Below are 26,106 nucleotides of genomic sequence, written 5' to 3'. Positions count from 1 at the left end.
TGTTAACGGCGGTGACGGCCCGGCTGTCCATGTCAGTCGATCCTTTCGAAGCCGGTGTCGGTCAGGCGGGAAAAGCCGGTGCTGGTCATTTCGACATCGCCCAGCTTCTTCACGGTGTGGGCCGGGCCGGGCACCGGCTTGCGCCAGGGCGGGCGGTAGCGGGTCGCCGGGCGGCGATCTGCAAGGGTGCGGCGGGCCATGTCAGGCGGCGCCTTCGGCTTTAGCGATGGCGGCCTTGGCGGCCTCCAGACGCTGCTGTGCGATGCCGATCCAATCGGCGTCGTTATAGTCCGCCCCCGTATCGACGTCCTGCTCAAGCGCGCCTAGCGCGCCCTTCAGCGCGGCAAGCAGTTCCGGCGCAGCGGCGATCAGGCGGGCGTTGGCGTCGAAGATGGGGTCGCTGAGCGCGGGCCGATCGGAAACCGGGAGCGCAACGACCGCCCCATCCGCACCGATGATCCCGGTCCATGTCACGCTGGCGCGATAGTCGTTTACGGCTTTCCAGTCGCCTGCGCAGGTCTGCATCCACGGTCCTGGAGTGTGGGTAGCGGCCATCATTGCACCGCCTTTTGTTCGGGGTGCCATGCCGGCGCATGCGACGCCTCGCCAATCGCAAGCCGCGCGCTCTTGATGTCGACGACCCGGACTTCGGCCTCTGGCCAGTCGAGACGAATGGCGCGGTCGATGTCGCGTAGATCGCTGGTGGTCAGCACTAGCCGGTTGTCGGCCGGAATTTCGTGCTGCCTGGCATCCCAGCAATCCACGACGTGGGTGGCGCCGTAGGCGCGCGCAAAGGCAGCCTTGTGGAAGGTCTTGCCGCTGCGCATGGGGCCATGAATTATCGTGATCATGCCGCCACCGCCTTCGCCGTGCGGCGATAGACCGGGCTGAGGGTCGGGCCGGTGCCGGCCCAGCCAGCCTTGTGCCAGCCCAAACCGCGCATGATCTCGACCAGGTGATAATTGTCGCGGATGCGGGGCACATTGCCGGCAGCGTGGGCGGCGGCTAGATGGTGGCCCAGATCGCGCAGCACGACTTCGTTGCTGTCGCGCAGATGGCGGGCGACATGGAGGGCAAGGCGCTTGGTGTCACGGCCGATGCCCTTGACGGCGTGAATGCCGTCACTGTCGACAATGTTGGCGTCGACCAGATCGGCCACGGCCTCGCGGCGGCGGCCCTGTGCGCCCGCCCCTTCGCGGACGATCAGCGCGGTGGCGCCATTGTCGAACAGCTGGCGGATCGTCCAGCGCAGGCCCTTCGACAGCACGACGCTGCCGGGAAACGGAAACTCGATAGGCGCATGAAGCATGATTGCCTCCCGTTGAGTGAACGGGAGGGGAATATTATGAGACAAATCTCATTGTCAATGAGATAATGAGATTTGTCTCATTGATCAGATGCCATGCAGTTCCGCAGGCGGGATAACCCGATGAATTTCCGCGACGTTCGCCTTGGCGACCTTGAAGGTAATGTCAGGGGTGTATTGGCGCAGATAGTAGAACTCCGCGGTCCGCCGCTCCAATCGCTTCACCATGGCGCGCACGACATGCTCGCCGCCATCACCATCTGGCGCGGTCAATTGCAACACAACATGATCGCCGATCGCTGGGGTTCTGGTAGGGTCGACAAAAATCGGCTCGCCGTCGAAATAGCGCGGCTCCATAGACGTTCCGACCACAAACAGCGCGTAGATCGTACGCTTTTCCGCAATGCCGATCGGTCGGCGGATATGGTCGATGACATCCCCAGGCATAAGGGTCGTAGTTTCCACGCACGTTCCAGGCGCGTCAAGATCGGGCGTAAAATCAGCGCCTTCCGCCGTGCCCCATACGGGAACATCCATGGGATTGCTGCGATGGCGATAGTGGCTGTTAGGCGCGTGAACTACATTTGCGGCAGGCAGCTCATCAGATTGCGCGCCAAGCAGGCCATGAAATTCCGACATGCTAACGCGAATTGCGGCCAACAGTTTTTCGATCGTATCGATGCGAGGCCGCGTACCCTTCGCCTTCATATCTTGGAAAAGGCTGCTGTTGACCTTAGCGGCGCGCGCCCAGCCAGCCTCCGTCAAGTTGGGAGGCATGAGCTGCATCAAAGCATCATAATATTGGCGGCCAGAGGGCTTGTTCATAGAAAGTGGTATATCGCAAGCCAGCAATGAGACATCACCATGAGATAAAACTGATTTTAGGGATTGCTTGCTGAGATAAATCTCATTATCCAGTCGCATCATGACGATCCCCACCGACGAAGAGCTGCTAGAGCAGATTGAGGCATTCCTCGACGCCACTGGCATGTCGCCGACACGCCTGGGCCTCGACGCCACCGGCGAAGGTGGCTTGATCAAATCGATCCGAGACGGTCGCTCGATCACGCTTCGCACTGGCCGTCGCATCCTCGACTTTATGGATGGATATTGCGCGAGCGACGGGGCGTCACCCCATAGCGCGCCCAAAGATATCGGGCAGGCCGCCTGATATGGCGCGGGGGGCGGAAAATCTGGGGCCGGCAGATATCGCGATCAGCGAGGCCACGGCAGATGCAGTGCATGCAGCCGGACGGCAGGTCTATGTCAGCCGCATGCTGGAGCGCAGCCAGTCCACGGTTGCGCAGTGGGGCAATAGCGAAGTCGCTGAGTTCATTCCGCTGCGCCTGGTGCCGGTGGTGGAGAATATGTCCGCCGGTCAGGATGGCTGGCCGCATATCACCCGCGCGCTGGCGAAGATGCAGGGTTTCGAGCTGTTCCGCCTGCCCGCGCCGGAAGGCGAGGCGATGGATTGGCTGGCCCAGATCGGCATCCTGTCGACCGAAGGGGCGGATATCACCCGCAAAATCTGCACGGCGATGGGCGACCGCATGGTGTGCGCCCACGATGTGCAGCGGCTGGGCATGATCGAGGATGCGGAACAGCTGGTCAGCGTGGCGGTCGCCATTTTGGCCCGGCTGCGCGCGGTGGCGGGGGAATGACGTTCATGAAGCCGGAACAATTTCGCAGCTGGGCCGAACGCGCGCAGCCGGGTGAAGACGTGGTCTATGCCGAAGGCGTCCGCCCCGGCGACGCGATCGGCGCCACGGTGCGTGGGCTGCACGATGCGGGACTGGTCGCGATGACCAGCAAGCGGGTCGATGGCCGGTTGCGCTTCATCGCGCAGCGCCTGCCCGATCCGCGCCCGTCGCAGCTTCGCGCCCGACAGGTGCCGCAGCGTGGCCGGTTCCAGCTGGCGGCCAATGACGGCGCGATGACGACGCGGGCGGTGCTGCGCATCCTGCAACAGGCGGCAGCGCGCGGCCTGCCCTGCCCCACCAATGAGGAACTGGCCAAACGGGTCGGCCTGAATGGCAAGGAAGCGGCGTCCTATCGCGTCCGCCGCCTAGTGCAGCTGGGCAAGATCAGCGTGGAAGAGCCTTCGCCGCTGGAGCGGCGGGTGGTGACCATCCTGGCCACCGGCAAGCAGACACAAAGGGCGATGCTGTGACCGCCGCCCTTACCCCTTTCAAATCCGTCGCCTTCGGGTCGCACGACGGAACGGGCGCGGCGCCCAGCCCTGTGGCAGCCGCGCCCGCCAAACACTGAGGCGGCGCGGCGGTGGAGCGGGACGGGACCGACATGGCGACCAGCCTGACACCCGGTGAGCTCTATCGCCGCGCGCGCCGGATCGAGGCGCTGGCCCGGATCATCATGGATTGCACCACGCGCGGTTCCCGCAGCGCCGACAGCGCGCGGGCCAGCCAGTTGCTCAAGGAAATCGGCGCCATTGCCGGGGAAGGAAGCGAATGATGGGTATCCTGACCAAACAGGCCTTCGGCCGCCTGCCGGTGCCGAAGATCGACGCCGAACCGCTGCGCGTGGTGCGCATCCCCTGCCCCCGGTGTGGCACCGTCAATTGCGCTGACCATAGCGCGAGCGCGCTGACCTCGCGGGTGGTGACGCCGGCATTTTGGCGAGGTGCCTGACAGGATCGACGGGGCTTGCAGGCCCCGCCGTGGCCGCAAACGTCAGCGGCTCGATACAGGCGTGACCAGTCGGAGAGGCGGCGATTTTCTAGATAGAGAGGTACAATCATGGACGATCTGAAATTCAAGCTGGGCCAGCATGTTCGCCTGAAAACGAGCGACGAAGAAGGCCATGTGGTGGGCCGCGCGGAATATGAGGCGTCCGAACCGTCCTATTATATCCGCTATCGCGGCGGCGACGGTCGCCAGATCGAGGCGTGGTGGGGCGAAAGTGCCCTGACCGAAGCCTAAAATCATGTTGCCCTGGGCACGGCAGGAAAAGGCCCATTTCCCCGCAATTTGTAACCTTTGCCTGATTTCCGGGAACACTCGCCTTGTCTCTGCCCTCCCCCATTGCTGATCGCGTTGCGCGTCTGCGGGCGCGGGTGAGTATCGCCACGGTCATCGGTGCCGCCGTCAAGTTGGGCAAGGGTAACAAGCCGCGCGGCAAATGCCCCTTTCACGGATCGAAATCCGATAGCTTCGCGGTCGATGTCGATGGCTGGCGCGCCAAGTGCTGGGGCTGTGGCTGGTCGGGCGACGCGATCAAGTTCGTGCAGGATCATTACAGCCTGACCTTTGCCGAAGCCCTTGCCCGTCTGGAGTGTGGCCATACCGCCGATCTGGAGGCCGCGCCCCGCCGTCGCGAAAAGCAGAGTGTCCCGACGCGCGAGGTTGAAGTGATCGAGTCCATCGCGCTGGGCCGGCACCTTTGGAAGATCGGCCGCTATGATCCCGATGCGGTGCGCACCTATCTGATCGCGCGCGGGGTGCCGGCGTCGATCCTGACTGACCGACGCCTGTGTGATTTTCGCTTTGTCGGGCTGGGGCCGATCGTGCCCTGGCGCGTGGATCGCGGCCCCGACAGTGTGCCGCAGGCGCCCGCAATCGTGGCGCTGGTGCGCGGCCTGCCGGCATCTGGGCTTGGCCCCGGTCCCGAACATGATCTGGATGATTGGGCGCCGATCGGCGTCCATGTCACCTGGCTGCGGCCCGATTTGCGCGACAAGATGGTGCGCGAGCGCCGCGACGGTTCGAAATATCCCGCCCGCAAGATGCTGGGGCCGGTCGGCCATGGCGGCGTCTGGTTGCCTGGCGCTGATTATGGCCTGCCCTCACAGGTCGGTCTGTATGTCGGCGAAGGCAATGAGACTGTGCTGTCGGGCATGGCCATTTGTGGCGCCACCGACGACGATTGGGGTCTGGCGGCGCTGAGCCTTGGCAATCTGCAAGGGCCTGAGCCACGCATTCGCGGTGCAATCCCCTTGTTCGATCCGCGCCCCAGCATCGAGCGGCCACCGCTGCGCTTCGCCCATCGCGGGCGTGTCACCGGATTGATCGACGCCGACATGGCGCCCCTGCGCGGTCCCATAGACCGGGCGACGGGCGCCCATGTCGGCGAAAAGCTGATCGAAAAGAAGAATGGGCCGATCGTGCATCGCGAGCTGACCAGCGGCGAGCGATCGGAATTGTGCGGGACGCTGTTCGTGCGCGCCTGGCGCGCGATCGGCGCCGATGCGCGCGCCGTGCGGCCGCCCATGGGTCAAGATTTCAATGATGCTGCTAGGGAAGGAAGGATATGAGCGACCTTGGCGAAGGCCAGAGCAAGACATTGCTGCTGGGCCTCATCCGTCGTGGCAAGGCCATTCAGGACGAAATCAAGGATTTGCAGGCCGATCTGAGCGAGGTTTGCAAAGAGGGGAAGGTTGCCGGCTTCGACGGGACGAAGATCCGCGAAGTCATCAGCTGGCTATGCAAGGTCGACAAGCATGGCCGGGAAAAGGTGGATGAGGCGGAAGCGATTTTCGACCTGTACCGCAGCGTGGCCGATGGGGGCGCGGTCAAGCTGGATGAAATGATGGACAGTGCGCGCGACCGCGCGTTGCTCGCCATCTTCGCCCCTGAAGATCAGGCAGAAAAGAAGCTGACCAAGCGGCGCCAGACCATGCGGTCGGCGCTTGCGATGGCGCAGGCAGCGAAGGCGGCGCGTTCCTCATGACCAAGAAGACCATCATTCCCATTACCGTGGCCGACCCGCTGGTTACCGCGTGGCTCGACACGTCCGATTTCGGCAACGGCAAGCGCATTGTTGCCGTTGCCGCAGGCCGCCTGCTGTGGATCGAGGATTTGCAGGCCTTTGCCCATTATGATGGCACCCGCTGGTCGCTGGAGCGTGGCGCGATCGAGGCGCAGAAGATCGCTCACAAGGTTATCGAGCATATCGACGCGGAAGCGACGGCTTTGGGCGAAATCGCGGAGAATGCGATAGCCCTACGCGAGCGCGTCGGCGCCTGGTGTACGCCTGAGCTTGCTCAGAAACGGGTCGAAACCCTCCGTGGTCACGCCGTCCGATCGGGCAGCGCCGGCATGACATCGGGCATGCTCAAGCAGGCGCGATCCTTCCTGACCGCGATGCTGGCGGACTTCGACACGGATGAGCTGATCTACAACACGCTCAACTGCACGCTGCGATTTGTCGAGGTGGACAAGAAGTGGACGGTCAAAGCGCACCCCCATGATCCCAACGACATGCTGATGCAGGTCGCCAACGTCATTTATGATCCGAAGGCGACCGCCACCTTCTGGACTGAGCGTCTGGAAATGCTGACGCCTGATCCCGAGCAGCTGGCCGCGTTCAAGCCGCTCTATGGCTATTCGCTGACCGGCCTTAGCTCTGACCAGTCCTTCTATGTCCATCAGGGCAAGGGCGGCGACGGCAAGTCCATGACGCATATGGCCCTGGCCGATCTGCATGGCGACTATTACCGGCATGCAGGGATCAAGACTTTCCTGCAAGGCCGGGACGGCGGCGGCGCTGAGCATCGGTCGGACCTTGTGCGCCTGCGCGGTGATATCCGCTTTGTTACCAGCGACGAGCCTAAGAAATCATCGGTTTGGGACGGCGAGACGATCAAGCAAATCACCGGTAGCTTCGTCACCGCGCGCGGGGCGAATGAGCGGACGGAAATCACCTTCAAACCGCGCTTCAAGCTGTTCATCGAATGCAACATCATCCCGCGCGCGCCCAGCGACGACAAGGGCTTCCGGCGCCGGTTCAAGCTGTTCATGTGGTCGGTGTCGCTGGATGAGACGCCAGCGGGCGCCATGCAGCCCGACGAAGTGCTGCGGAGATTGAAAGAGGAAAAGTCAGGCATCCTCAATTGGTTGATCGATGGCGCCTTGGAATGGCTGACCACGCGCAGCATCCCGCAGCCCAGCGCCATGAGCGATGCCCTGGCCGATTTCTGGGCTGACTCTTCGCCGCTGTTGGACTGGATGGCCGAATGGTGTGACACGTCCGACAAAGCTGCGATGGAGCCAGCAAAGCGGCTGCATGACCATTTCAAGCAGTGGTGCGAGGATGCAGGCATTGAGCATGTCCTGAACCCCACCGCCTTCGGCCGTGCCCTGCGCGACAAGCATCATGGCGTCTATAAGGACGGACGTGGCACCCGGTGGCGCAAAGGTATCCGCCTGCGCGAGCAGCCGCACTATGGCCATCGTTCAGCCCCGCCCGCAGCCGCTGGGTCTTTGCCCCCTGTGGGGGAAGCCAGCGCCGAACCCGCCGTAGGTGACGTGACGGCCGACGATTGCGTGCCGCCCTTTGACGGGGATGACGCGTGATGGCCAGCGCCCACCCGAATTGCTGCCTACTAGATGTAGTGACGGCGGGTTACGGCGGGTTGGTCCAAACCGTCCGTATGCGCAGGCCCGGCGGCTTTGATCCGGCCTGTCAGGGGGTGCGCGAGGCGCGGCGGCGGTTGCATCAAGGCGGTCACACGGCGGGTTAGCCGGTCGCATACGGCGGGTTGGTGGCAAACCCTCCGTTAGTAAAAGCCACGGTTTTATGCGGGTTACGGATAGTTACGGCGGGTCCGGCGGGTTTGATCCGGTCCCGATCTATGTGCGGGTGCGTGGGTGCGCACGGCACATCAGGTTGTAACTATCCGTCTATCCGTACTCTCCAAGGATACAAGATATGGTTCATCAAATTGATATGGGGGGACAACCCAACTTCTACAGCTTCGCGCTGGTTGAAGAGCGCTTGGTCGAAGCGATGCGGCTGTGGTGGCACGTCAGCGGGGGCTGGTGGCCGTTCGCCAGTGATGGGCCGTGGCACCTGATCGCCACCGACGACAGCTGGGATTGGGATAGCGATCGGTGGGCGGATGCGCCGATGCCGAAGCTGCCTCTCTCTCGCGAGCAAATGCGCCGCCGTGATGAAGCGACTGCATGGCTACGCCATGCGCCTGAGCGGGACCGCCGGCTTGTCGTCCTGGCTGTCACCGCCTTGGCCGCAGGCCGCAAGCGGGTGCCGTGGCGGTCGCTTCTTCGGCCGATGCGGATGCGGCGCGGCGCTGATGGCCTGCGGATGCGCTACGGGCGCGCAGTCAATGCGATCTGCGTTGCGCTGAACGCCGCAGAAATCCGCGCATAGAGACGGTGCAAGGGGTAGAATGTGATGGCATCGAAATATTGTTTGTTCGTCTCTGCGTCCAAATCAGCTATCCAGTTGATACGCTGGTGGCGGGCCTATGGGCGCGGCGCGGGCGTGGACCTCTCCAACCTGATGACGCCTCGCCCTGCCCATGCAGCGCGGGGCGTCGTCATTTGCGACCGCGTCGCGATAGGGGATGGACCGCGCCGGGGCTGCGACCGCGTCGCAAGTGCCAGCAATGAAATTGCGCGGGCGGGCGCGGCGCGACAGAATATTGCGCCCACCCCCCTTTGGGTCCTCCCCGGCTCGCGAGCCTATACGGGGGCCGAAGGCGTTCGGTCTGCCAGCGCGCAGAATTTTTTGACAAGCTTTTGTTTTTCTTTGGGTTTCGGTCGCTGATGCTGGGGAACCTCGCCGATCTGGTGGCCACTGGCCTCGCTTCCGAACCGACGCTGCGCAAGTGGCTGAAAGATCAGCGCGACTGCGACTGGCTGAAAAAGCGCGGCTCCAATGGCGATGCCTATGAAATCGACATTGCCGGGGCCATCGCCGCATGGCGCGCCAAGGAAAATGATAAGGTCGAAGCCGAAAGGCAGAAGAGCGAAATTCTTGGCCAGATGGCCATGGACCTTGGCCTGGCGCCGCCGTCCGGCCCGACCCTATCGATTGCCGACCGCAAGGCGCTGATCGATGAAGAGATTGCCGCGACGAAGCTGGGCCAGCTGCGCCGCGAACTGGTGTCGGTGGCGTTGGTCGAAGCCGCCTTTGGCGACATCCTCGCCCGCTATGCGCAGCGCGCCGCCACCTTCACGGCACGGCTTGCCAAGAAGATCGACCTGACGCGCGAGCAGCTGACCGCGATCGAGACACTACGCGCGGCGGACCAATCGTGGTTCGCCGACCAAATGGAGCATTGGGGCAAGGATATTGTCGATGATAGCGGCGATACCGGCTCCACGATGGAAGCTTCCCCCGCCCACGACGGGCGCTGATGTCCTTCGTCGGCAGGCGCACAACGTCCGACCGAAGCTGAAAACTAGCGTCAGCCTGTGGGCCATCGACAATCGGGCTTATGATCCGTCGACCCTGCCATGGCAGACGGAAATCATGGATGCCCTTTCCGACCCGGAAGTCGCGGAAGTGGGCATGATCAAGCCCAGCCAGTGCGGCGGCACGGAAATCGGTTTGGCCTGGCTGGGCTGGATCGTGGACACAGACCCGTCTGATAGTCTGGTCTGTCAGCCCGACCAGAACATGGCCGGCATCTTTTCGAAGACGCGCCTGGCGCCAATGATCGATGAGACGCCTTCGGTAAAGCGCAAGCTGAAACCTTCGCCCGATGCCAATGCGATCCACCTGAAACTGTTTCAGGGCATGACGATGGCGGCGGTCTGGCCGGTGCCGTCGCAATTCACCCAGCGGCCGGTGCGCTATGGCTGGCTGGACGATTATGACCAGTATGACGAAGATATTGGCGCGTCGAAGGACAAGGGCGGTCAGGGCAGTGGCATCGCCCTGCTGGAGGGCCGCAATACATCGCACGAAGGCCGCGACAAGAAGTTCGTCTCGTCTTCGCCCGCGCGTGAAGATGGCGGCGGCGTAGAGGCCTTTGTCGAGGGCGGGACCGACGAACGATTGCAGCCCGTCTGCCCGTCCTGCGGCGACCGCTGGGAAATCGACATCCTGACCGATCTGCATTTCGATCGGAAGGGATCGGCCGATGATGCGGAGGCCAGCGCATGGGTGACATGTGCCAATGGGTGCGTGTTGCAGCCGAACGATCGCCGCGCTGTGCTGGACAGTCTGGCCGATCTGCCGGGCAGAGGATTTGTGGCCGCGAACCCGACCGCGAGCAAGCGGCGCCGTTCCTTCCGCGTCGACGGGCTGATGGCTCTGACCAGCTGGCCCAAGCTAGCGCGACTGTGGCGGGAAGCGATGCTGGCGTGGGAGCTGCGGCAGGACGAAAGCGATCTGCGGACGTTCTACAATACCAAAGGCGGCAAAAATTACCGGTCGCAGGCGAGCGGCGAAAAGCCGATAGCGTCCGCCGATCTGCGCAAGCGTTTGACGATGGGCTGGCGCCTGGGGACAGTCCCGCGCGGCCCAACAGTGCTGAACCTGATTATCGACGTTCAGCATGATCGCTTCGAATGCGGGGTGGTCGGCTATGGCCGCGATGGTGAGCGCTGGTTGATAGACCGCTTTGCGATCGACGTGATGGACGACGGGCTGACGCAAGTTTCGCCGTTCATCCATACCGAGCATTGGAAAGTGCTGCTGCCGCTGTTCGACCGGAAATATCCGATGGTCGATGAAGGTGGTGCCGTCGTGGGTCACGCGCCGATCCTGTCGGTCACCGTCGATACCGGCGGTTCGGACAAGAAGGGGGACCAGGCTACGGCGGGAGCGAAATGGTTCTGGAATGCGGCCCGCGCGCTGGGCGTCCACCCGTCGCGGATCACGCTGGTGAAGGGCGGTTCCAACCGCGACGGCAAGAAGCTGATGCCGCCCGGCGAATTTGCCGACCAGAAGGTCAAGGGCGGTGCCAAACGCAATAGCGCCCGGCTCTGGTTGCCCAACGTCCACAAGATCAAGAACATCATCGACGCGAAATTGCGGCGGCAGAAGCCGGGGCCTGGCTATATCCATCTTCCCGGCGGCGAGTTTGTCGACGGGACTGACCAGCGCATATTCGGCCTGACCGATGAGCATCTGGACGAAATCACGGCCGAAGAGCTGAAGAAGGGCAAATGGGAGAAGCTGCGCGCTCGCAATGAGACGCTGGATATCCTTGTCTATGCCGAAGCCGCGATCCTGAAACCGCCTTTTGCACAAAGCCGTAACGATATGCGGTGGGTGCCAAAGGATTTCCGCATCATCTGGCCCGCGCAGGGCGTCATCGTCCTGCCTGCGCCTGCCGCCAACGACCCGACACCGGCCCCGACGATGGAGCCGGTGGCGGTCAACGCACCACCGCCGCCGCCAAAACCAGCGCGGAGCCGCCCGGCTCCACGCCGATCGGGTGGCTGGATGAACCGACTAGGAAGCCGCTAGACCATGATCAATCGTCTGACCGACGCCCTGCCCGCGATGCCGTCGAGCATAGTGGCGGGCGACAGCCTGCGCGTGGTCCGCGCCGATCTGGGCGCCACCTATCCGGCGTCCGATGGGTATAGCGCCACGTTCATCTTTGTGCCGGAACGTGGCGGGTCGGCGGTCACGATCGACGGGGAAGCGAGCAGCGGGGGATGGCTGCTATATGCTACCGGATCGGTGACCGCCGATTGGCCCGCTGGTGATTGGCGCTGGTCGGTAAAGGTCGAGAGCGAGGACGGCCGCTTCACTGCTGAAAATGGCAGCATGCGCGTTCTGCCGGACCCGGCATCGGCAGCAGACACGCGCAGCCATGCGCGCAAGACGCTCGATGCCCTGGAAGCCGTGATTGAGGGCCGGGCATCGAAGACGGATATGGAAACCACGCTGGCTGACGGGCGCCAGATCAAGCGCATCAGCCATGATGAGCTGGTGAAAATGCGGAAAACCTATGCTGGGCTGGTCGCCGCCGAAGAGCGCAAGCGCGGGCGCGGCGGCCCAGCCCGCATATTGGTGAGCCTGTAATGCGCATTTTCGGCCTTCAGATCGGGCGCGACACGGCGCCGCAGGATACGGCCCCGGCCATGCCCCGTCGCCAGCGGATTGCGCGCGGTGGATATGCGCGACGTGGATTTCAGGCCGGTGTGACCGATCGCCTGACCAGCAAATGGACCACCACCGACGAAACGGTGAACATGGCCCTGCTGAACCATTTGCGTCCGATGCGGGCGCGTAGCCGCGATTTTGGCCGAAACAATGAATATGGCCGCAAGTTTCTATCGCTGGTCCGCACCCATATCATCGGCCCGGCGGGTTTCACGCTGAAAGTCGACTGCCGCCGCCCCGATGGGACGCCGGACCAGCAGGACAGCAAGCGCATTGCCCGCGCCTATAAGAAGTGGGGCAAGCGCGGCAATTTCGATGTGACCGGCCGGCTGAGCGAAACGCAGTTCGACGCCTTGGCCATCACCATGATCGCGCGGGATGGTGAAGTGCTGATCCGCATGGTGGAAGGTCGCGACCGTGGCCTGCACCGCTTCCAGCTTCAGCTGCTGTCCGGCCATCTGCTCGACGAAGGCCATAATATGGACCTAGCGAACGGGCACCGCATCCGCATGGGCGTGGAGTTCGACGCCTGGATGAAGCCTGTCGCCTATCATCTGCGGATCATGAGCGGCAGCGCGGACATGCATGGCACCGCCAGCCAGCGCTATGAGCGCGTCAGCGCTAACGAAATCATGCATCTGTTCGTCGCGGAGGAAATCGACCAGTGGCGCGGCATCCCGTGGGCCTATGTAGCCTTGCGCGATGCCAAGCATCTGGACCAGTTCGACGAAGCGGCGCTGGTCGCGGCGAATGTTGGCGCCGCCAAGATGGGCTTTTTCCAGCAGAAAGACCCTGAGGCCGGCCCCCCGATGCAGCGCGAGGGCGAAGACGATGGCGACGGCTACACCGATCAGCAGGACTTCGTTACGGCGGCCGAACCGGGGACGTTCGATGTCATCCCAGACGGCTATGAGCTGAAGGAATATGACCCGACCTATCCCAATGAGGTCTATGATCCCTTCACCCGCAATGTTCTGCGGCGGCTGTCGACCGGCCTGCTGGTCGCCAATCACAGCCTGACCGGCGATCTGACACAGGTGAATTTCAGTTCCATTCGCGCCGGGACGCTGGATGAGCGCGACATGTGGAAGATGCTTCAGGGCTTCTATGCGGAAGCGAAGGAGGTCATTTTCGGCCGCTGGCTGGGTCTTTCGATGATCTATGATCCGGACCTGAAGGCCCTGCCCTACAGCAAGTTCGACAAGTTCAACGCGCCGGTGTTTTTCGGCCGCCGTTGGGATTGGGTCGATCCCAAGAATGACGCTGCTGCCGATCGCGAGGCGGTCGCGCTGGAGGTGCGCAGCCGGGCGGAAATCATCCGCGAGCGCGGCCGCGACCCGGATGAGGTCTGGGCCGAACTGGACAGCGAAAAGGAACGGGGCATGGCGACGCCACATGCTGGCGGCGGCGGCAACAGCAATGCGGGCACGGCATCCGCCGCCGCCTGATTTCAGGAGACAGTCATGAGTAAAGTTGCCCTCGCCCTGCTGGCGGGAACGATGATGGCTGGCCCGCAGATGCGGGACAGCGAACCCGACCAGACGTTGCGTCGGGATATGCAATTCACCCTGCGGGCCGAAGCGATCGACGTGGAGGCCCGCACCGTCGAACTGAGCTTCTCCAGCGAAGAGCCATATGAGCGCTGGTGGGGCACCGAAATTCTGGATCACGCCGATACCGCAATCCGCCTTGGCCGGCTGAACGGTGGCGGCGCGCTCCTGATGGACCACAATAGCCGCGATCAGGTGGGTGTTGTGGAACGTGCCTGGATTTCAGGCAGGAAAGGCCGCGCGACTGTCCGGTTTGGACGATCGGCCCGCGCGCAGGAGGTCTTTCAGGATGTCCAAGACGGCATCCGCAAACTGGTCAGTGTGGGTTATCGCATCGTCGAAATGGTGTTGGCGCAGCGTGACGGCGACAATGCGACCTACCGGGTAACCGATTGGGAGCCATACGAAATCAGTCTGGTTTCGATCCCTGCTGACACAACCGTTGGCGTCGGCCGCGAAGGCGAGCCGCCCGCTTTTGATCCACGTTCCCTTGTTCAAGAGGAAGATGACGACATGAATTTTGGCACCCGTAATGCGGGCGGTGGTGCTGCTGCGCCTGCCGCCGTCGCTGCTGCACCCGCTGCCTCGGCAGTCACCGAACATCGCTCGGCTACGGCCGCATCCACCAGCGCGTCGAGCGCCCAGACGGTGGACATCGCGGCAATCGCCGCCGCCGAACGCGACCGCTCCAACCATATCCGTGCCATGGCTGCGCGGCTCAACTGCCGCGAGCTGGGCGAAGCTGCGGTCAATGACGGCCGTTCGATCGACCAGTTCATCCGCGATTTCGAAGCGCAGGCGGGCAACGCGACCCCGATCCGTACCGCCGAAACGCCGCTGATCGGCATGGGCGAGAATGACGTGCGCAGCTTCAGCTTCGTGCGCCTGATGAACGCTTTGGCGAACCCCACCGACGCGCAGGCTCAGCGGGCCGCTGGTTTCGAACTGGAATGTTCGGCCGCCGCTTTGCAGCGTGGCCATGCTTCGGCGAAGGCCGGGGCGCTGCGCATCCCGCTGGACGTTCTGCGCGCCGACATCAACGGCGAGGCCCGCGACCTGAATGTGACCACCGCCACTGCCGGCGGCCACACTGTCGCGACCGAACTGCTGGCGGGCAGCTTCATCGAACTGCTGCGCAATGCGATGGCGCTGACTGGCCTTGGCGTCCGCATCCTGGGCGACCTGAACGGCAATCTGGCCATTCCGCGCCAGACCGGCGGCGCCACCGCCTACTGGGTCGGCGAAGGTGCATCGCCGACCGAAAGCCAGCAGGCCTTTGATCAGGTGGCTCTGTCGCCGAAAACCGTCGCGGCCTTCACTGACATGACCCGCCAGCTGCTCATGCAGTCGTCGATCGACGTGGAGTCCTTCGTGCGTCAGGATTTGGCGCTCTCGATCGCGCTCGCCCTTGACCTAGCCGGCGTGAATGGTTCGGGATCGGCCAATCAGCCGCGCGGCCTGCTCAACACCACCGGCATCGGATCCGTCATCGGTGGCGCCAATGGTGCGGCGCCGACCTGGGAGCATGTCGTCAAGCTGGAAACGGCGGTCGCCAATGCCAATGCCGAGCTTGGCAGCCTCGGCTACCTGACCAACACCAAGGTTCGCGGCAAGCTGAAGCTGACCCAGAAGTTCGCCGGCACCAATGGCGATCCGGTCTGGGAACGCGGCAACGAGATGAACGGCTATCGCGCCGCCGTCTCCAATCAGGTTCCGTCGAACCTGACCAAGGGCACTTCCACCAATTGCTCGCCGATCATCTACGGCAATTGGGCCGACATGCTGATCGGCATGTGGGGCGGCCTGGACGTGCTGGTGAACCCCTACATTCTGTCGGGCACCGGTTCGGTTCGCATCGAAGCCTTCCAGTCGGCCGACATTGCCGTCCGCCATGCGGAGAGCTTCGCCGTCATGGGCGATGCCCTGACCGACTAATCCATCCTCCAGCGAGGGCCGGGCATCCCGTCCGGCCCGTAGGGAAACAGCATCATGACCGTGAAAAAGCTATATGCTCAGCGTCCCGTCGGGATCGATGGCAAGCATTTCGACCTGGGCGAAGAAGTGAAGGACGTTGCGTCCGAACAGATCAAGATCGCCGAAAGGCAGGGATCGGTGGGGCCGGACAAGCCGGACACCCCGCCCCCACCGGAAAAAAAGGACTGATCGCGCCACTAGGCACGATGTCAGCGCGGGCGCTGGTGGCTACGACCACCGGCGCCCTTCTTATTTGAAGGGCATTTTCCATGAAGAGCATCACGCTTCATACCGCCGAACTCGACAATGGTGCGACCCGGCGCGAAGCTGGCGTCAGCATCGGCGTCGGCAAGGCCAAGGATCAGATCGACATCGATCGGGCCAAGGCGCTGGTCGCCAACGGTGGCGCCGTCGAAGACGCGGTCGCCACGAAATGACCGAATTTTCGGACGCGGCGGCCGACCTGCATTCGGCCTTTGCCGATCCGATCATCTACACCGGTGCCGGGCTGGATGGCGCGACCATCACCGGCACCAAATATGATGTTGTCGCCGATGCCTTTCAGGGCGCCGGCAACACCGCCCGGCGCGTATGGTTCGAAGTCCAGCAGAGCGACCTGCCGCAGGCACCTGCCAAGCGCAACGCCATCCAGCACAGCGACCCCATGACCGGCGCCACCACCAATTGGGCCGTCATCGACATCACGCGCCGCGATGACATCGGTGCCTTTGACCTGACGGTTGAAAAGGCATGAGCGTTCGCGAAACCATCTTTGCCGCGATCGAGGAAGCGCTAGGCCCCACCGGCGCCGCCGAAATCGAGCGGATGCCTTCAAGCGATCCGGCGTCCTTCCCGGCCCTGCACATCATGGACGACGGCCAAGGCCAGCTGGAGGGCGAAGCCAGCGCGACCCGCTATGGCATGGCAATTTCGATCGAAGGCTATGTTGAAGGGTCTGGCGGCAGCGCCATGCATACGGCCCTCAACACCCTGCATGCGGCAACGGTCGGTGCCATCATTGGCCTGATCCCGACCGTCGACGTGATCGAAGATATTCAGGAGGGCGATTTGCGCATGGCCGTCGCGCCGCTGGCCAGCGCCGCCCGCCTCGCCTTCAGCCAAGACTTCACCATCACCTTCGCCACCCGGCGCGGGCAACCTTAACGACCCAAGGAGCAAGACATGGGTGATCCCGTAATCCGCCCCGACAATGCGGTGGCGATGTTCAAGATCGAAACCACCGAAGGTGTCGACGCCGTTCCCACGGCGGCCGATGCCTTCCCGTTCGAAACCGGCCAGCAGTTCAATAGCCCCTTCACCACCGAAGACTCCAGCGAAGTGACCGGTTCCTTCGTCGCGGGTGCGCCGACCGTGATCGGTCAGCCCGCCGAAATCACCTTCCGTTGCAAGATGAAGGGCGCTAACGCGGCCTATTCCGCTAGCGTGAAGCCGCCCCATCATGCCTTGCTGGTTGCCGCCGGCAAGAAAGCCCTGTTCACCGCAGCCATCGCCGCTGCTGCCGTCACTGCCGTGGCCGGTGGGACCGCGACGCTTGCGGCCGCCTTCGCCGCCACTGCCCAAGCCTATCGCGGGATGCCACTCAAGCTGTCGGGCGGGCCGGGCGCCGGGCGCACCACCTTCATCACCGACTATACGGCGGCGCGGGTGGCAACCCTTGCTGACAGCTTCAATCCGGTGCTGACCACGGCGACGCAGGCCGAAATCCTGCCCAACTGGACCTATGCCGGGACCAGCCCCAAGGATCAGGCCGCGCGACTGACCGACCAGCCCAGCGGCACGCTCTACCTCAACGAAGACGGCGTCCTGCGCAAATATATCGCCTGTCGCGTGAGCCTGACGGATTGGGGCGGCGATACCGCCAAGTCCGGCTTCTTCACCTTCCGCATCACCGGCATCTATGCCGGCAAGGTCGACGCGACCATGCCGGACGCTGCCGTGCCCCTGCATAGCGGCCCGATCCTGGCGATGGGTGTCAGCGGCGTCGATCCCGCTTTTCTGGTCAATCGTCAGCAGCTTCCTATTTCGTCCTGGTCGATCGCGGAGAATACGACGCAGGAAAACCCGGAAGACCCCAACACCAGCTATGGTTTCGGCGCTTCGCAGCTCGGCCGTCGCGTGCCCGAACTGCGGTGCGATCCGCTCGCCACGCTGGTCGCCACGCGCAATGTCGAGGCGGATATTGCGGCGATGTCCCAATATCCCGCGCTGATCCGCGCTATCGGCGGCGCCTACAACCGCTGGGCCATCACGATGCCGCTGGCGCAGCCCGTTGCGGCCGACAGCGGCACGCGCGGTTCGCTGCGGTCGGAAGATACCCGCTTCCGCCTGCTCAGCCCCGGTCGCGACGCCCAGGCGCGCGACGGCGACTCGATCCTCTGTTTCTGGTAAGGCCCATGTCGATCATCATCGCATCCACCGCCACATCTGCGGCTGAACCCTTCACGCCGAAATGGCTGGAGGGCACGCCCGGCGCCCCGACCTTTTACATTCGCGCGGGCGACATCATCGAACGCCAGCTGATGGAGGCTGAGCTATCCGGCCCTGCCTATAATGCCGGTGAAATCTGGCCATGGGAAAAGCATGGCGCCCTGATCGACGGTATCAGCGCCTTTGCCGGGGAAGACACCGCCCACCTGATCGCACTTGCCGAAACGGCGGCGAAAGGCGAGCTGGTCGACCCCGCCGAAATCCAGCTGTTGCAGCAGGTGACCCAGACGATTGCCCAGCATTTCCCGGCCTATCGGGCGCTGGTCGAGCGTGAGGAACGGCGCCGGGCGATCCTGCCCATGGTCGCATTCTGCCGCTATTGCGTGGATTGGGAGAATGTCGAGGGTCGACCGGTGCGGGGCATCAATGGGCAGATCGACCCGGCGACGCTGACAACGATCGAACCGCTGCTGCTACGCGTCGCCGGCATGGAGGCCTATGACCGGCAATATGGGCTTAGCGCCCGAAAAAACTCCGATGCGCCCTTGAAGTCCGGCGACGACCAAGAGACTTCGCCTTCGGCCGAACCTTCGGGGACGGATGGATCATCGCCGGGGAGCGATACGGAGAAAACCCCCGCCTGACCCTGCCCGCCTGGGCGCTCTTCACCGTCGACCTGTGGTTGCGGTGTCGAGCGCGCGGCGGCGCCCTAGGCGGGGGCACCCCGATAATGCCGGGGCCGGGTGGCTATGGCCAGCAGCCTGCCGCGCTGATGGACGCCTTTGACCTGCTGGAAATGATGGTGAGCGAGAAAGACGATGCCGGCACTTGAACTATCCGTCGACCGGACTGACCTCGATCGTCGCAGTGATGCCATCATCACCGCCATGTTGCTGGCCGGCACCCGATCCATCCACGCCAGCACGAAATGGCTGGAGCGCCGCCTGGAGGATCAGACCAGGCGTTCGGTAAAGGGGCGCCTATGGCGCGCGTGGAAATCCGACGCCTATCCCGCGCAGGGCCGCCCGGCCTATGCGCCGGAAGGTCAGGTCTATGTCAACGGCGGTAAGCGCTCCATCGGTGCGATGGCCTATTGGACCAAGCCCGGCATCAACAAGAAGGCGTCGGGCGAATGGCTGGCGCTCCCGACGCCGGAAGCCGGCGTGCTGGGGCGCAACCGCAATATCACGCCGGGCGAATGGGAGCGCCGCAACGGCGTCCGTCTGGAATATGTTCATGGCAAGGATGGCAAGCCGTCGCGCCTGGTGGCCGAACATGTGATGTTCGGCGCCAATGGCATCGGCGTCCGCGTCCCGACGAAAAAGCGGCTGCGCAATCAGCGCTATATCAATCGGGACGGAAGCCCGGCGCGAGTGCAGTCGGTCACCATCTTCGTGCTGATCCCGTTCCAGCGCTTTGCCAACAAGGTGGCGGTCGATCCGATCGTGCGGCAGGCGGAGGCCTATCTCGCCAAGGATTACCGCGAGCGCACAACGGCAGTGGGGCGAAGGTTCAGCGCCTAATCCGCCAATGCGGCGATCTAGCTTTCTGGAAGCTCTGACATTTTTTGGTCGGAACTGTAGCCTGCGCGAATGCACATTTTTGATGCAACGCTACCCATTTTTGGATCATTCGAAAGAATTGGCGTTCCGATCACAACCAATTTATTTTCTTTCGACGTGCTATATATCAGATAGTATTGCTGCCATCCCGTGAATGCTCCAACCGCGTTTTTAGCATTCACCCAACCACAATAGCTGGCTTCACTTGCCATCTTCGGCCAACGAAACCGGGCGCTAGCAGCATCCAATAATACATCTTCAAATGCGTTCTTTATAGAAGCTTGCTCCTGAGCTGTTGGAACACTCAAAGATGCAGCAAGGATCGCAATCAGCATTTTAGCCCCCGTTCAAACGGGCCGAACGTTATCGCCGAGCCGATACAGAGTCTAGGTAGCGATCGGTTAGATTTTCTCACGCCGTCCGACAGGGCGGCTTTTTTTTGGAGCCGTCATGGTCGACATCCTTGCCCGCCTGAAAATTCGGGCGGAAGAATTTTCGCGCGGATCGAAGGCTGCTTTCGGAGATTTCGAACGCGAAGCCGCTTCGGCTGGGGAACGTGCGTCAGCCGGCTTTGGACAGCGGTTTTCCGTGGGGCTGGCAGGATTGATGACCGGCGCTGCTGCAACAGCCGCGTTTACAATCGGCAAGCAGGCGCTGGATCAGGCGAAGGATTTAAAACAGCAGAGCCAGCAACTTGGCGTTTCGACCGATGCGCTACAGGAATATCGATACGCAGCGGAACAGGTCGGGGTAACTCAGGCCGATCTAAGTGGCAGCATGGGCGACCTGCTGATGAAGATCGCGGACGCAAGGTCCGGTAGCAAAGATGCCGGCGAGGCCTTCAAGGACCTTGGCATCGACGTGACCACTGCATCGGGATCTGCGAAAAATACGTCGGACGTGATGGCTGAACTGATCGCGCGCCTGAACGGCATTGCCGACCCGATCGAACGGGCGCGCGCGAAATCCGCGATTTTCGGCGACAGCTGGCGTCAAATCGATCCGCTCCTTTCTGCCGGTGCGGCGCGCGTAAATAGTTTGCGGGAGGCTGCACACCAGTTTGGTGTCGTAATCTCGGAAGACGCAATCCAGAACGCAGACGTAACAGCGCAAAAATTGTCGCAGGTCCGACAAGTGCTTGAGGCCAAAATGGCTACGGTGGTTCTGGAAAATACCGATGCAATCATGGGCTTGGCCAATGCGTTGGGCTGGGCTGCGGACAAGGCATCGTGGTTCTTCAAGACGATGCAGGGTGTTGAGCGGATCAAGCGTGACGAAGGTTGGGCCGCTGGCTTCTTCGCCAGTCCCGCGCGGCAGGAAGTTGCGGCCGATCCCGTGCGATATCTTCAGTCTCGCACGGCTGATCTGCAAAAAGCAAACAGCGAAGTTGAACGTCTGGCCGCACGGCGAGACAACAGCCGGGCTGGACAACAGGCTCGGAACCAAGCGGTAGAGCGCCAGCAGGAAGCGCTCCGGCTGATGCGGGTAGCGCAGCAGGAACTTGCTTGGATGCGCGTCAAGCCTCAATTCGCTGCTACACCCACCGCGAAGCCTTCTGTTGAAACACCGGCAAAATCAAGCGGGGGCGGATCGAGTCGTGCGGCAAGCTCTGGCAAGTCCGACGCCGATCGCGAGCTGGAAAAGCAGAATGATGCCGAACAGCGGCTTCGCGAAAGCCTGGAAGAGACGATCGAGCGTCAGCGCGACAGTCAGCAGCTGGCTGATCTGCGCGCGCGTGGCCTCGATCGGCAGGCTGACCTTCAGGAAGCGATGCTGGAAATCCAGCGCCAGTTCCCCGGACTGGAGGGCACGACGAATACAGAGGCGGCGAAGCTGCTGGGTATCCGCGAAGAGCAGGTGGCGCCACTGCGCGAGCAGTATGAGCTGCTGAAGGAAATCCGCACGGCCGAAGTCGATCGGGATGCGGATGCCGCAGAAGCCAAGGCGCGTGTCGAGAATGAGCGCAAGGCACAGGAAGAGATCGACCGCCTGCGCGAGGAAGCAGACGAACGTCAGCGTCGGTCGATCGAGGATTTGTCGCGGCTCTATTATGACCTGTTCTCTGGCCATAGCAGCGATATCTGGCGGGATTTCAAACGCGAAGGCATGGAGGTCATGGCGACGCTGGCGGCGCAATGGACCATCGCGCAATTCTCCGGTCGCCCCTTCGATCCTCTGACGGCTCTGAACACGGCCACCAGCACCATGGGCTTTGGCGGACCGGCAAGCGCCATCCTGTCGGCGCTGACCAACGGTGGCGGGCGCGCCAGCGGCCTCGCTGAGCAGGCGGCCGCCGAAGGTGGAGACGCGGGGCAGATTGCGGCGGCGGCCGGCCTGGCCAAGCAGTTCGGTGCGACCAGTGGTCTGAGCGGGATCGCAGCCGGCGCAGCGTCGGTGCTGGGTCCGCTGGCCATGGCATCCGCCGCCAACAGCATGATCGGTGAAATTTTCGGTTTCAAGGGTGGCCCGCTGGGCGTGCTGACCGGCCCCATTTCGAACCTGATCAATCCTAGTCGGTCAGCAGGTGCCACCATCACCGGCCTGGACAACGTGTCGATCGGCGGCAAAGACAAGAAGCAATATGGCGTTGCCAGCGGACTGGCCGACAGTGTGCTGTCTGGCCTGAAGGATTTGGCCGACCAGCTGGGCGGCAGTGTCGGAAGCTTCCGCACCACGATCGGCATCCGCGACGGCGACTATCGCGTCAATCCGACCGGATCGTCGCTGAAGACGAAGAATGGCGCAGTCGAATTTGACGACGATGTCGAAGGCGCCATTGCCTATGCCATTGCCGACGCGGTGTCGGATGGCGCGATCATGGGTATATCGGAGGCGAGCAAGCGCCTTCTGACTTCGGGCGCCGACCTGTCTGAGGCGATCCAGAAAGCGGCCGCGATCGAGGCAATCCCCAAGGCGTTGCAGGCGCGTCTAGACCCTGTCGGCTACGCGATCGAGCAGCTGAACGACAAATGGGACGACACCTGGGCTGCGTTGAAAGAAGGCGCTGCCACCGCTGAGCAGATGGCAGAAGCGCAGCAGCTCTATAATCTGGAGCTGGAAGAGGTGAAGAGCAGCACCGCCAGCGCCGCCCAAAGCCTGAAGGACTATCTGAAGGCGATGGATGCGGGATCGTCTTCGCCGTTGTCGCTGCGCGATCAGGAAAAGGCGGCCTATGATGAATTGGCCGTCTATCTCGACAAGATTGGCAAAGGCCAGTCGATCGACCAGAGCGCCTATCTGGATGCGGCCCAGACCTGGCTGGATATCGAGCGCCAGCTATACGGGTCGACATCCAAATATTTCGATGCCTTTGACGCCATTCAGGCGGCGACCAGTTCGGCAATATCCTCGATCGAGAATGTCAGCTCCATTGCCGGCGCATCGGACCAGCTGGCGAAGGAAACCGCATCGGCGGCCAAGACGACGGCCACCAGCACCACCACAATGGCGGCAGACACGTCCAACATGGTCATATTGCTGCAACAGCAACTGGCCGCCAGTCAGGCGCTGTTGAAGGCCTTGGGTGCGAGCGATGGCTCCACTTTCACTGGCACGTCCCGGAACTACTGATGCCCGCCCTTCCCGCTGATATCGCCGCAGCCCTGCGGCCACAGATCGTCGTGTCCAACGAAGATGCGGCAATCAAGACGCGCTTTCCTTCCGCTCGGAACAACAGCGATCAGCCTGCCGAAGGCTTTTTCGATCTGCGGGCCGATGCAGAAGCGGCCGGTGCCCAGCGCCGGGCGCTGATCGGCACCGTGCGTCGCCGCTTCACCGTGAAGGTCGATGACATGCTGCTGATCGTGGACGGCGCAATCCCCACGCATCGGCTGATCGACACTGAACAGGGCGTCGACGCCGACATGATGGTCAGCCGGATCGAAGTCGATCTGGAAGACGAGCAAACCAATGTGGAATATTTCGGATGAGCAATGCAGTGATCGTGAAGCCGCTGGCCTTTTCGTCTGCCAGCGCCAGCTCCACGGCGGCCGGTAGCGACCCTGCCTATGTCGGCAATGATCATATGGGCGTCGTGTGGAAAAGTGCCACGGGTGCCGCCAGTCAGACGCTGACGATCGACATGGGCGCCAATGTCACGATCGACAGCATCCTGCTGTTGGGCTGCACCGGCGCCAAGTCCAGCTGGACGCTGAAGGTGGAGGCGGCCACGGCTGCGCAGGGCGCGACCTTCCCGGCCGGATCATGGGCGGGCGCTGCCCTGCCCTTCCTGGCCGGCAGCGCCATGCCGGTGTCTGGCCGTGGCCGATCGGTCTGGTTTGCGCCCGCATCGCCGCCGCCGGCTTCGCGCTATTGGCGCCTGACTATCGCCGGGCTGGCCAATGCCGCCGCGACGGTCGCGCGTCTGGTCATGGGCCGCAAAATCCAGCTTCAGCGCAATTTCCAGTTCGGTGCCGCCTTTGGTGTCCGCGACATGAGCAATGTCGATTTTTCCGTTCGCGGGGTGCTGTTGCGCCGTCGCGGCGTGAAGCTGCGGTCTGTCGCCGTCACCTTCGGCGCCGTCTTCAAGGATGAGGTCGAAGCCGTCGTGCATCCGCTGATCGAGGAAATCGGCATCAGCGAGCCTGTCGCCCTGATCACCGATCCCGACGATGATGCGCAGCGACAGAACCGCATCTGGTTCGGCCCGCTGGTGGGCGATCTGGGCACCGTCTGGGCGAAACCCGGCGGCTTCGAATGGCGCGCCAGCCTGATCGGACTGAACGCATGAAGGCGTGGCTGATCCAGATTGACGCCTATGACGGCGCCTCCGCCACCACGGTGCGCATGGCCAGCCATGACGATGACCGGCTGTGCCATCTCGACGGGCAGACCTGGTGGCCCGTGATCGCGAAGCTGCCGACGCTGCGCTATGACTTCTTCGACGGCAGCTTTGACGGCGGCTCGATCACGTCGCCGTCCGGCACGCTGGAAGCGAATATCGAGGCGATCCCGTCTCTTCCTCGCCTAGCTATCCATGACGCGCGTATCCGCATCTGGGGCGGCGAGCTGGGCGACGCATTCTCAAGCTTCGTGCTGACATTCGACGGGCGCGTGAAGGAACAGCCTTCTGTCGACGGCGGCGCCATGTCGATCAGCTTTGGCGCGGATGATAGCTGGCTGGATCAGCCGATGCTGGCGACCTATGCCGGCACTGGCGCGGCGGAAGGCGGCACTGATCTGGAGGGCCAGGTCAAGACGCTGGCGCTTGGCGCGCCGCGCTTCGTCCCGGCCACTTTGGTCGATGCCGTCGACAATATCTATCAGCTGTCCGGCTATGGGACGCTCAACGGGTTTGAAGTGGCCTTTGAGCGACTGAACCGCTTTGGCGCTCCTTCGGCCAATGCGGCGAATTTCGCGGCCCTTAAAAGCGGTGCTGTGACGCGCGGGCAGTGGGCGACGTGCCGGGCGCAGGGCTTCGTCAAATTTGGCGCGCCGCCCGAAGGCCTGCTGTCCTTCCACATTCAGGGCGATGCCGTGGGCGGCTGGAGCCGTCTGCCCGGCGATATCATCCGCCGTATCGCCACGATCGCGGGTGGCGCTGCCCGCCTGTCGGCAGCGGACGTGGCCGCCCTGAATACTGCTCGCCCCTGGCCGCTCTCGATCGTCGTGAATGCCCAGACCACTGCGCGCGAGCTGATCCAGCGCGTCGCCATGTCCGTCAACGCCGTCGCCTATGTCGATTGGCTGGGCGTATTGCGCCTGTCGGCGATCGGCATTGGCGCTGCCAGCATGACGATTGCTGCCGATGGCAGCAGTCTGCCGCCCGTTGCCGATGTCCAGCAGGTCGAAACCAGCGCTCCTTACTGGAAGATTGTCCAGGGCGCGGCGGTCACCTGGCAGGTCCATGGGCTGAACGACATCGCCTTCAGCGCACCGCTGAACCCGCGTGGCCCTTACGACCCTGACGAAACCTATCGTGAAGGCGACATGGTCACGCTGCCGAATGGCTCGCAATGGCTGTTCGTCGGCACCACGCCCGCGAGGGGGTCGGCCCCGGCGGACAATAATCCGAACTGGTTTCGCCTGTCCGACGCCATTACCGCCGGCAATATCACTTATGAAGATGGAACCCCGGTCGAGGAACTGAAGCCGGCTGAGCCTGGCGCCACCAATGGCGCCAGCGCTGCGGAAAAGGATCAGCTGGCCCAGCTCGAAGCCGACACTGCCACCGCCCAGACCAATATCGCCGCCGCGCAAGCACAGATCGCGGCGATTGAAGGTGCCGTGTCGGCCGATCTGGCGGCCATCACTGCGGCTGTTGCCTCGCTTGATGGCGAGATTGATGGCGTCCGCCAGGCGATCGAGGGTCTGGACGCTTCGGTAACGGGTTCGCTGGCAACGCTTAATCAGGCGGTTGGATCGCTCAATGATGAAGTCGATATCGTCCGTCATTCGATCGACGATCTGAGCGCGTCGGTAACGAGCGATCTTGCTACCATCA

The 26,106-nt window shown here is 63.1% G+C and carries 32 protein-coding genes; 26 read left to right on the top strand and 6 right to left on the bottom strand.

Annotated elements, in window-relative coordinates:
* Positions 1–32: 32 nt before the first annotated feature.
* The 5 genes from AC13EK_RS19215 to AC13EK_RS19195 form a co-directional block, all read right to left on the bottom strand.
* Entirely contained in the window at positions 33–200 is a 168-nt protein-coding gene (locus AC13EK_RS19215; RefSeq protein ID WP_313326122.1) for a hypothetical protein, read from the bottom strand.
* 1 nt (position 201) lies between these two features.
* Positions 202–525, bottom strand: a complete 324-nt coding sequence (locus tag AC13EK_RS19210) for a hypothetical protein (RefSeq protein ID WP_483022355.1) — start codon at positions 523–525, stop codon at positions 202–204.
* 29 nt (positions 526–554) lie between these two features.
* Positions 555–827 carry a hypothetical protein gene (locus AC13EK_RS19205; RefSeq protein ID WP_483022354.1) on the bottom strand — a complete coding sequence of 91 codons (273 nt, stop codon included), beginning with the start codon at positions 825–827 and terminating at the stop codon, positions 555–557.
* A gap of 20 nt (positions 828–847) precedes the next feature.
* A complete protein-coding gene (locus tag AC13EK_RS19200) occupies positions 848–1,309 on the bottom strand; it encodes a hypothetical protein (protein ID WP_483022353.1) in 462 nt (153 codons plus the stop codon).
* Between the two features lie 84 nt (positions 1,310–1,393).
* The gene (locus AC13EK_RS19195; RefSeq protein WP_483022352.1) at positions 1,394–2,233 is read right to left on the bottom strand and encodes a S24 family peptidase; all 840 of its coding nucleotides are present in this window, start codon (positions 2,231–2,233) and stop codon (positions 1,394–1,396) included.
* Between AC13EK_RS19195 and AC13EK_RS19190 the strand changes: the two genes are divergently transcribed.
* The 22 genes from AC13EK_RS19190 to AC13EK_RS19085 all read left to right on the top strand — a co-directional run bounded on the left by AC13EK_RS19190 (position 2,232) and on the right by AC13EK_RS19085 (position 19,625).
* The gene (locus AC13EK_RS19190; protein ID WP_483022351.1) at positions 2,232–2,477 is read left to right on the top strand and encodes a hypothetical protein; all 246 of its coding nucleotides are present in this window, start codon (positions 2,232–2,234) and stop codon (positions 2,475–2,477) included. The two genes, AC13EK_RS19195 and AC13EK_RS19190, sit on opposite strands and share 2 nt — an antisense overlap.
* A gap of 1 nt (position 2,478) precedes the next feature.
* The gene (locus tag AC13EK_RS19185) at positions 2,479–2,967 is read left to right on the top strand and encodes a hypothetical protein (RefSeq protein ID WP_483022350.1); all 489 of its coding nucleotides are present in this window, start codon (positions 2,479–2,481) and stop codon (positions 2,965–2,967) included.
* A gap of 5 nt (positions 2,968–2,972) precedes the next feature.
* Positions 2,973–3,476 carry a winged helix-turn-helix domain-containing protein gene (locus AC13EK_RS19180; protein WP_483022349.1) on the top strand — a complete coding sequence of 168 codons (504 nt, stop codon included), beginning with the start codon at positions 2,973–2,975 and terminating at the stop codon, positions 3,474–3,476.
* Between the two features lie 110 nt (positions 3,477–3,586).
* Positions 3,587–3,778, top strand: a complete 192-nt coding sequence (locus tag AC13EK_RS19175) for a hypothetical protein (protein ID WP_483022348.1) — start codon at positions 3,587–3,589, stop codon at positions 3,776–3,778.
* A complete protein-coding gene (locus AC13EK_RS19170) occupies positions 3,775–3,954 on the top strand; it encodes a hypothetical protein (RefSeq protein WP_483022347.1) in 180 nt (59 codons plus the stop codon). The genes AC13EK_RS19175 and AC13EK_RS19170 overlap by 4 nt, the downstream gene beginning before the upstream one ends.
* Positions 3,955–4,062: 108 nt before the next feature.
* Complete coding sequence (locus AC13EK_RS19165; protein ID WP_125986301.1) at positions 4,063–4,245, top strand: hypothetical protein; 183 nt, start codon at positions 4,063–4,065, stop codon at positions 4,243–4,245.
* 83 nt (positions 4,246–4,328) lie between these two features.
* A complete protein-coding gene (locus AC13EK_RS19160) occupies positions 4,329–5,576 on the top strand; it encodes a CHC2 zinc finger domain-containing protein (protein WP_483022346.1) in 1,248 nt (415 codons plus the stop codon).
* A 29-nt stretch (positions 5,577–5,605) separates the two neighbouring features.
* The gene (locus tag AC13EK_RS19155; RefSeq protein WP_313737220.1) at positions 5,606–5,992 is read left to right on the top strand and encodes a GapR family DNA-binding domain-containing protein; all 387 of its coding nucleotides are present in this window, start codon (positions 5,606–5,608) and stop codon (positions 5,990–5,992) included.
* Positions 5,989–7,617, top strand: a complete 1,629-nt coding sequence (locus tag AC13EK_RS19150) for a DNA primase family protein (RefSeq protein ID WP_483022345.1) — start codon at positions 5,989–5,991, stop codon at positions 7,615–7,617. Before AC13EK_RS19155 ends, AC13EK_RS19150 begins: the two co-directional genes overlap by 4 nt.
* Positions 7,618–7,972: 355 nt before the next feature.
* Positions 7,973–8,431 carry a hypothetical protein gene (locus AC13EK_RS19145; protein WP_483022344.1) on the top strand — a complete coding sequence of 153 codons (459 nt, stop codon included), beginning with the start codon at positions 7,973–7,975 and terminating at the stop codon, positions 8,429–8,431.
* Between the two features lie 398 nt (positions 8,432–8,829).
* Positions 8,830–9,423 (top strand): hypothetical protein, encoded by a 594-nt coding sequence (locus AC13EK_RS19140; RefSeq protein ID WP_483022343.1) that lies wholly within the window; start codon positions 8,830–8,832, stop codon positions 9,421–9,423.
* Positions 9,365–11,485, top strand: a complete 2,121-nt coding sequence (locus AC13EK_RS19135) for a terminase gpA endonuclease subunit (RefSeq protein ID WP_483022342.1) — start codon at positions 9,365–9,367, stop codon at positions 11,483–11,485. Before AC13EK_RS19140 ends, AC13EK_RS19135 begins: the two co-directional genes overlap by 59 nt.
* 3 nt (positions 11,486–11,488) lie before the next feature.
* Complete coding sequence (locus AC13EK_RS19130; protein ID WP_483022341.1) at positions 11,489–12,049, top strand: hypothetical protein; 561 nt, start codon at positions 11,489–11,491, stop codon at positions 12,047–12,049.
* Positions 12,049–13,578, top strand: a complete 1,530-nt coding sequence (locus AC13EK_RS19125) for a phage portal protein (protein WP_483022340.1) — start codon at positions 12,049–12,051, stop codon at positions 13,576–13,578. The genes AC13EK_RS19130 and AC13EK_RS19125 overlap by 1 nt, the downstream gene beginning before the upstream one ends.
* Before the next feature lie 15 nt (positions 13,579–13,593).
* A complete protein-coding gene (locus AC13EK_RS19120; RefSeq protein WP_483022339.1) occupies positions 13,594–15,615 on the top strand; it encodes a phage major capsid protein in 2,022 nt (673 codons plus the stop codon).
* A 54-nt stretch (positions 15,616–15,669) separates the two neighbouring features.
* The gene (locus AC13EK_RS19115; protein ID WP_313737214.1) at positions 15,670–15,843 is read left to right on the top strand and encodes a hypothetical protein; all 174 of its coding nucleotides are present in this window, start codon (positions 15,670–15,672) and stop codon (positions 15,841–15,843) included.
* An 80-nt stretch (positions 15,844–15,923) separates the two neighbouring features.
* Positions 15,924–16,091: a hypothetical protein gene (locus tag AC13EK_RS19110; RefSeq protein WP_483022338.1), complete on the top strand. Its 168-nt coding sequence runs from the start codon at positions 15,924–15,926 to the stop codon at positions 16,089–16,091.
* The gene (locus tag AC13EK_RS19105) at positions 16,088–16,408 is read left to right on the top strand and encodes a hypothetical protein (RefSeq protein WP_483022337.1); all 321 of its coding nucleotides are present in this window, start codon (positions 16,088–16,090) and stop codon (positions 16,406–16,408) included. Before AC13EK_RS19110 ends, AC13EK_RS19105 begins: the two co-directional genes overlap by 4 nt.
* Positions 16,405–16,818 (top strand): hypothetical protein, encoded by a 414-nt coding sequence (locus tag AC13EK_RS19100; RefSeq protein ID WP_483022336.1) that lies wholly within the window; start codon positions 16,405–16,407, stop codon positions 16,816–16,818. The genes AC13EK_RS19105 and AC13EK_RS19100 overlap by 4 nt, the downstream gene beginning before the upstream one ends.
* 18 nt (positions 16,819–16,836) lie before the next feature.
* A complete protein-coding gene (locus tag AC13EK_RS19095; RefSeq protein ID WP_483022335.1) occupies positions 16,837–18,063 on the top strand; it encodes a hypothetical protein in 1,227 nt (408 codons plus the stop codon).
* Positions 18,064–18,068: 5 nt separating this feature from the next.
* Entirely contained in the window at positions 18,069–18,746 is a 678-nt protein-coding gene (locus AC13EK_RS19090) for a hypothetical protein (RefSeq protein WP_483022334.1), read from the top strand.
* 174 nt (positions 18,747–18,920) lie between these two features.
* On the top strand, positions 18,921–19,625 hold the full coding sequence (locus AC13EK_RS19085) for a DUF6441 family protein (protein WP_483022333.1): 705 nt from the start codon (positions 18,921–18,923) through the stop codon (positions 19,623–19,625).
* A 17-nt stretch (positions 19,626–19,642) separates the two neighbouring features.
* Here the strand turns inward: AC13EK_RS19085 and AC13EK_RS19080 are convergent, their stop codons facing one another.
* Complete coding sequence (locus AC13EK_RS19080; protein ID WP_483022332.1) at positions 19,643–19,999, bottom strand: hypothetical protein; 357 nt, start codon at positions 19,997–19,999, stop codon at positions 19,643–19,645.
* Positions 20,000–20,114: 115 nt separating this feature from the next.
* On the opposite strand from AC13EK_RS19080, the gene AC13EK_RS19075 reads away from it, so the two are divergent.
* The 4 genes from AC13EK_RS19075 to AC13EK_RS19060 all read left to right on the top strand — a co-directional run.
* Complete coding sequence (locus tag AC13EK_RS19075; RefSeq protein WP_483022331.1) at positions 20,115–23,234, top strand: coiled-coil domain-containing protein; 3,120 nt, start codon at positions 20,115–20,117, stop codon at positions 23,232–23,234.
* Positions 23,234–23,593 carry a hypothetical protein gene (locus tag AC13EK_RS19070; RefSeq protein ID WP_122927931.1) on the top strand — a complete coding sequence of 120 codons (360 nt, stop codon included), beginning with the start codon at positions 23,234–23,236 and terminating at the stop codon, positions 23,591–23,593. The genes AC13EK_RS19075 and AC13EK_RS19070 overlap by 1 nt, the downstream gene beginning before the upstream one ends.
* Positions 23,590–24,393: a hypothetical protein gene (locus AC13EK_RS19065; protein WP_483022330.1), complete on the top strand. Its 804-nt coding sequence runs from the start codon at positions 23,590–23,592 to the stop codon at positions 24,391–24,393. Before AC13EK_RS19070 ends, AC13EK_RS19065 begins: the two co-directional genes overlap by 4 nt.
* The coding region (locus AC13EK_RS19060) for a hypothetical protein (protein ID WP_483022329.1) at positions 24,390–26,106 on the top strand (1,717 nt) is incomplete at its 3' end. The genes AC13EK_RS19065 and AC13EK_RS19060, both read left to right, overlap by 4 nt.

The organism is Sphingobium sp. L-44 (assembly GCF_056859495.1).
The sequence above is the reverse complement of the archived record's forward strand: the minus strand, read 5'-3'. Positions and strand labels throughout refer to the sequence as shown.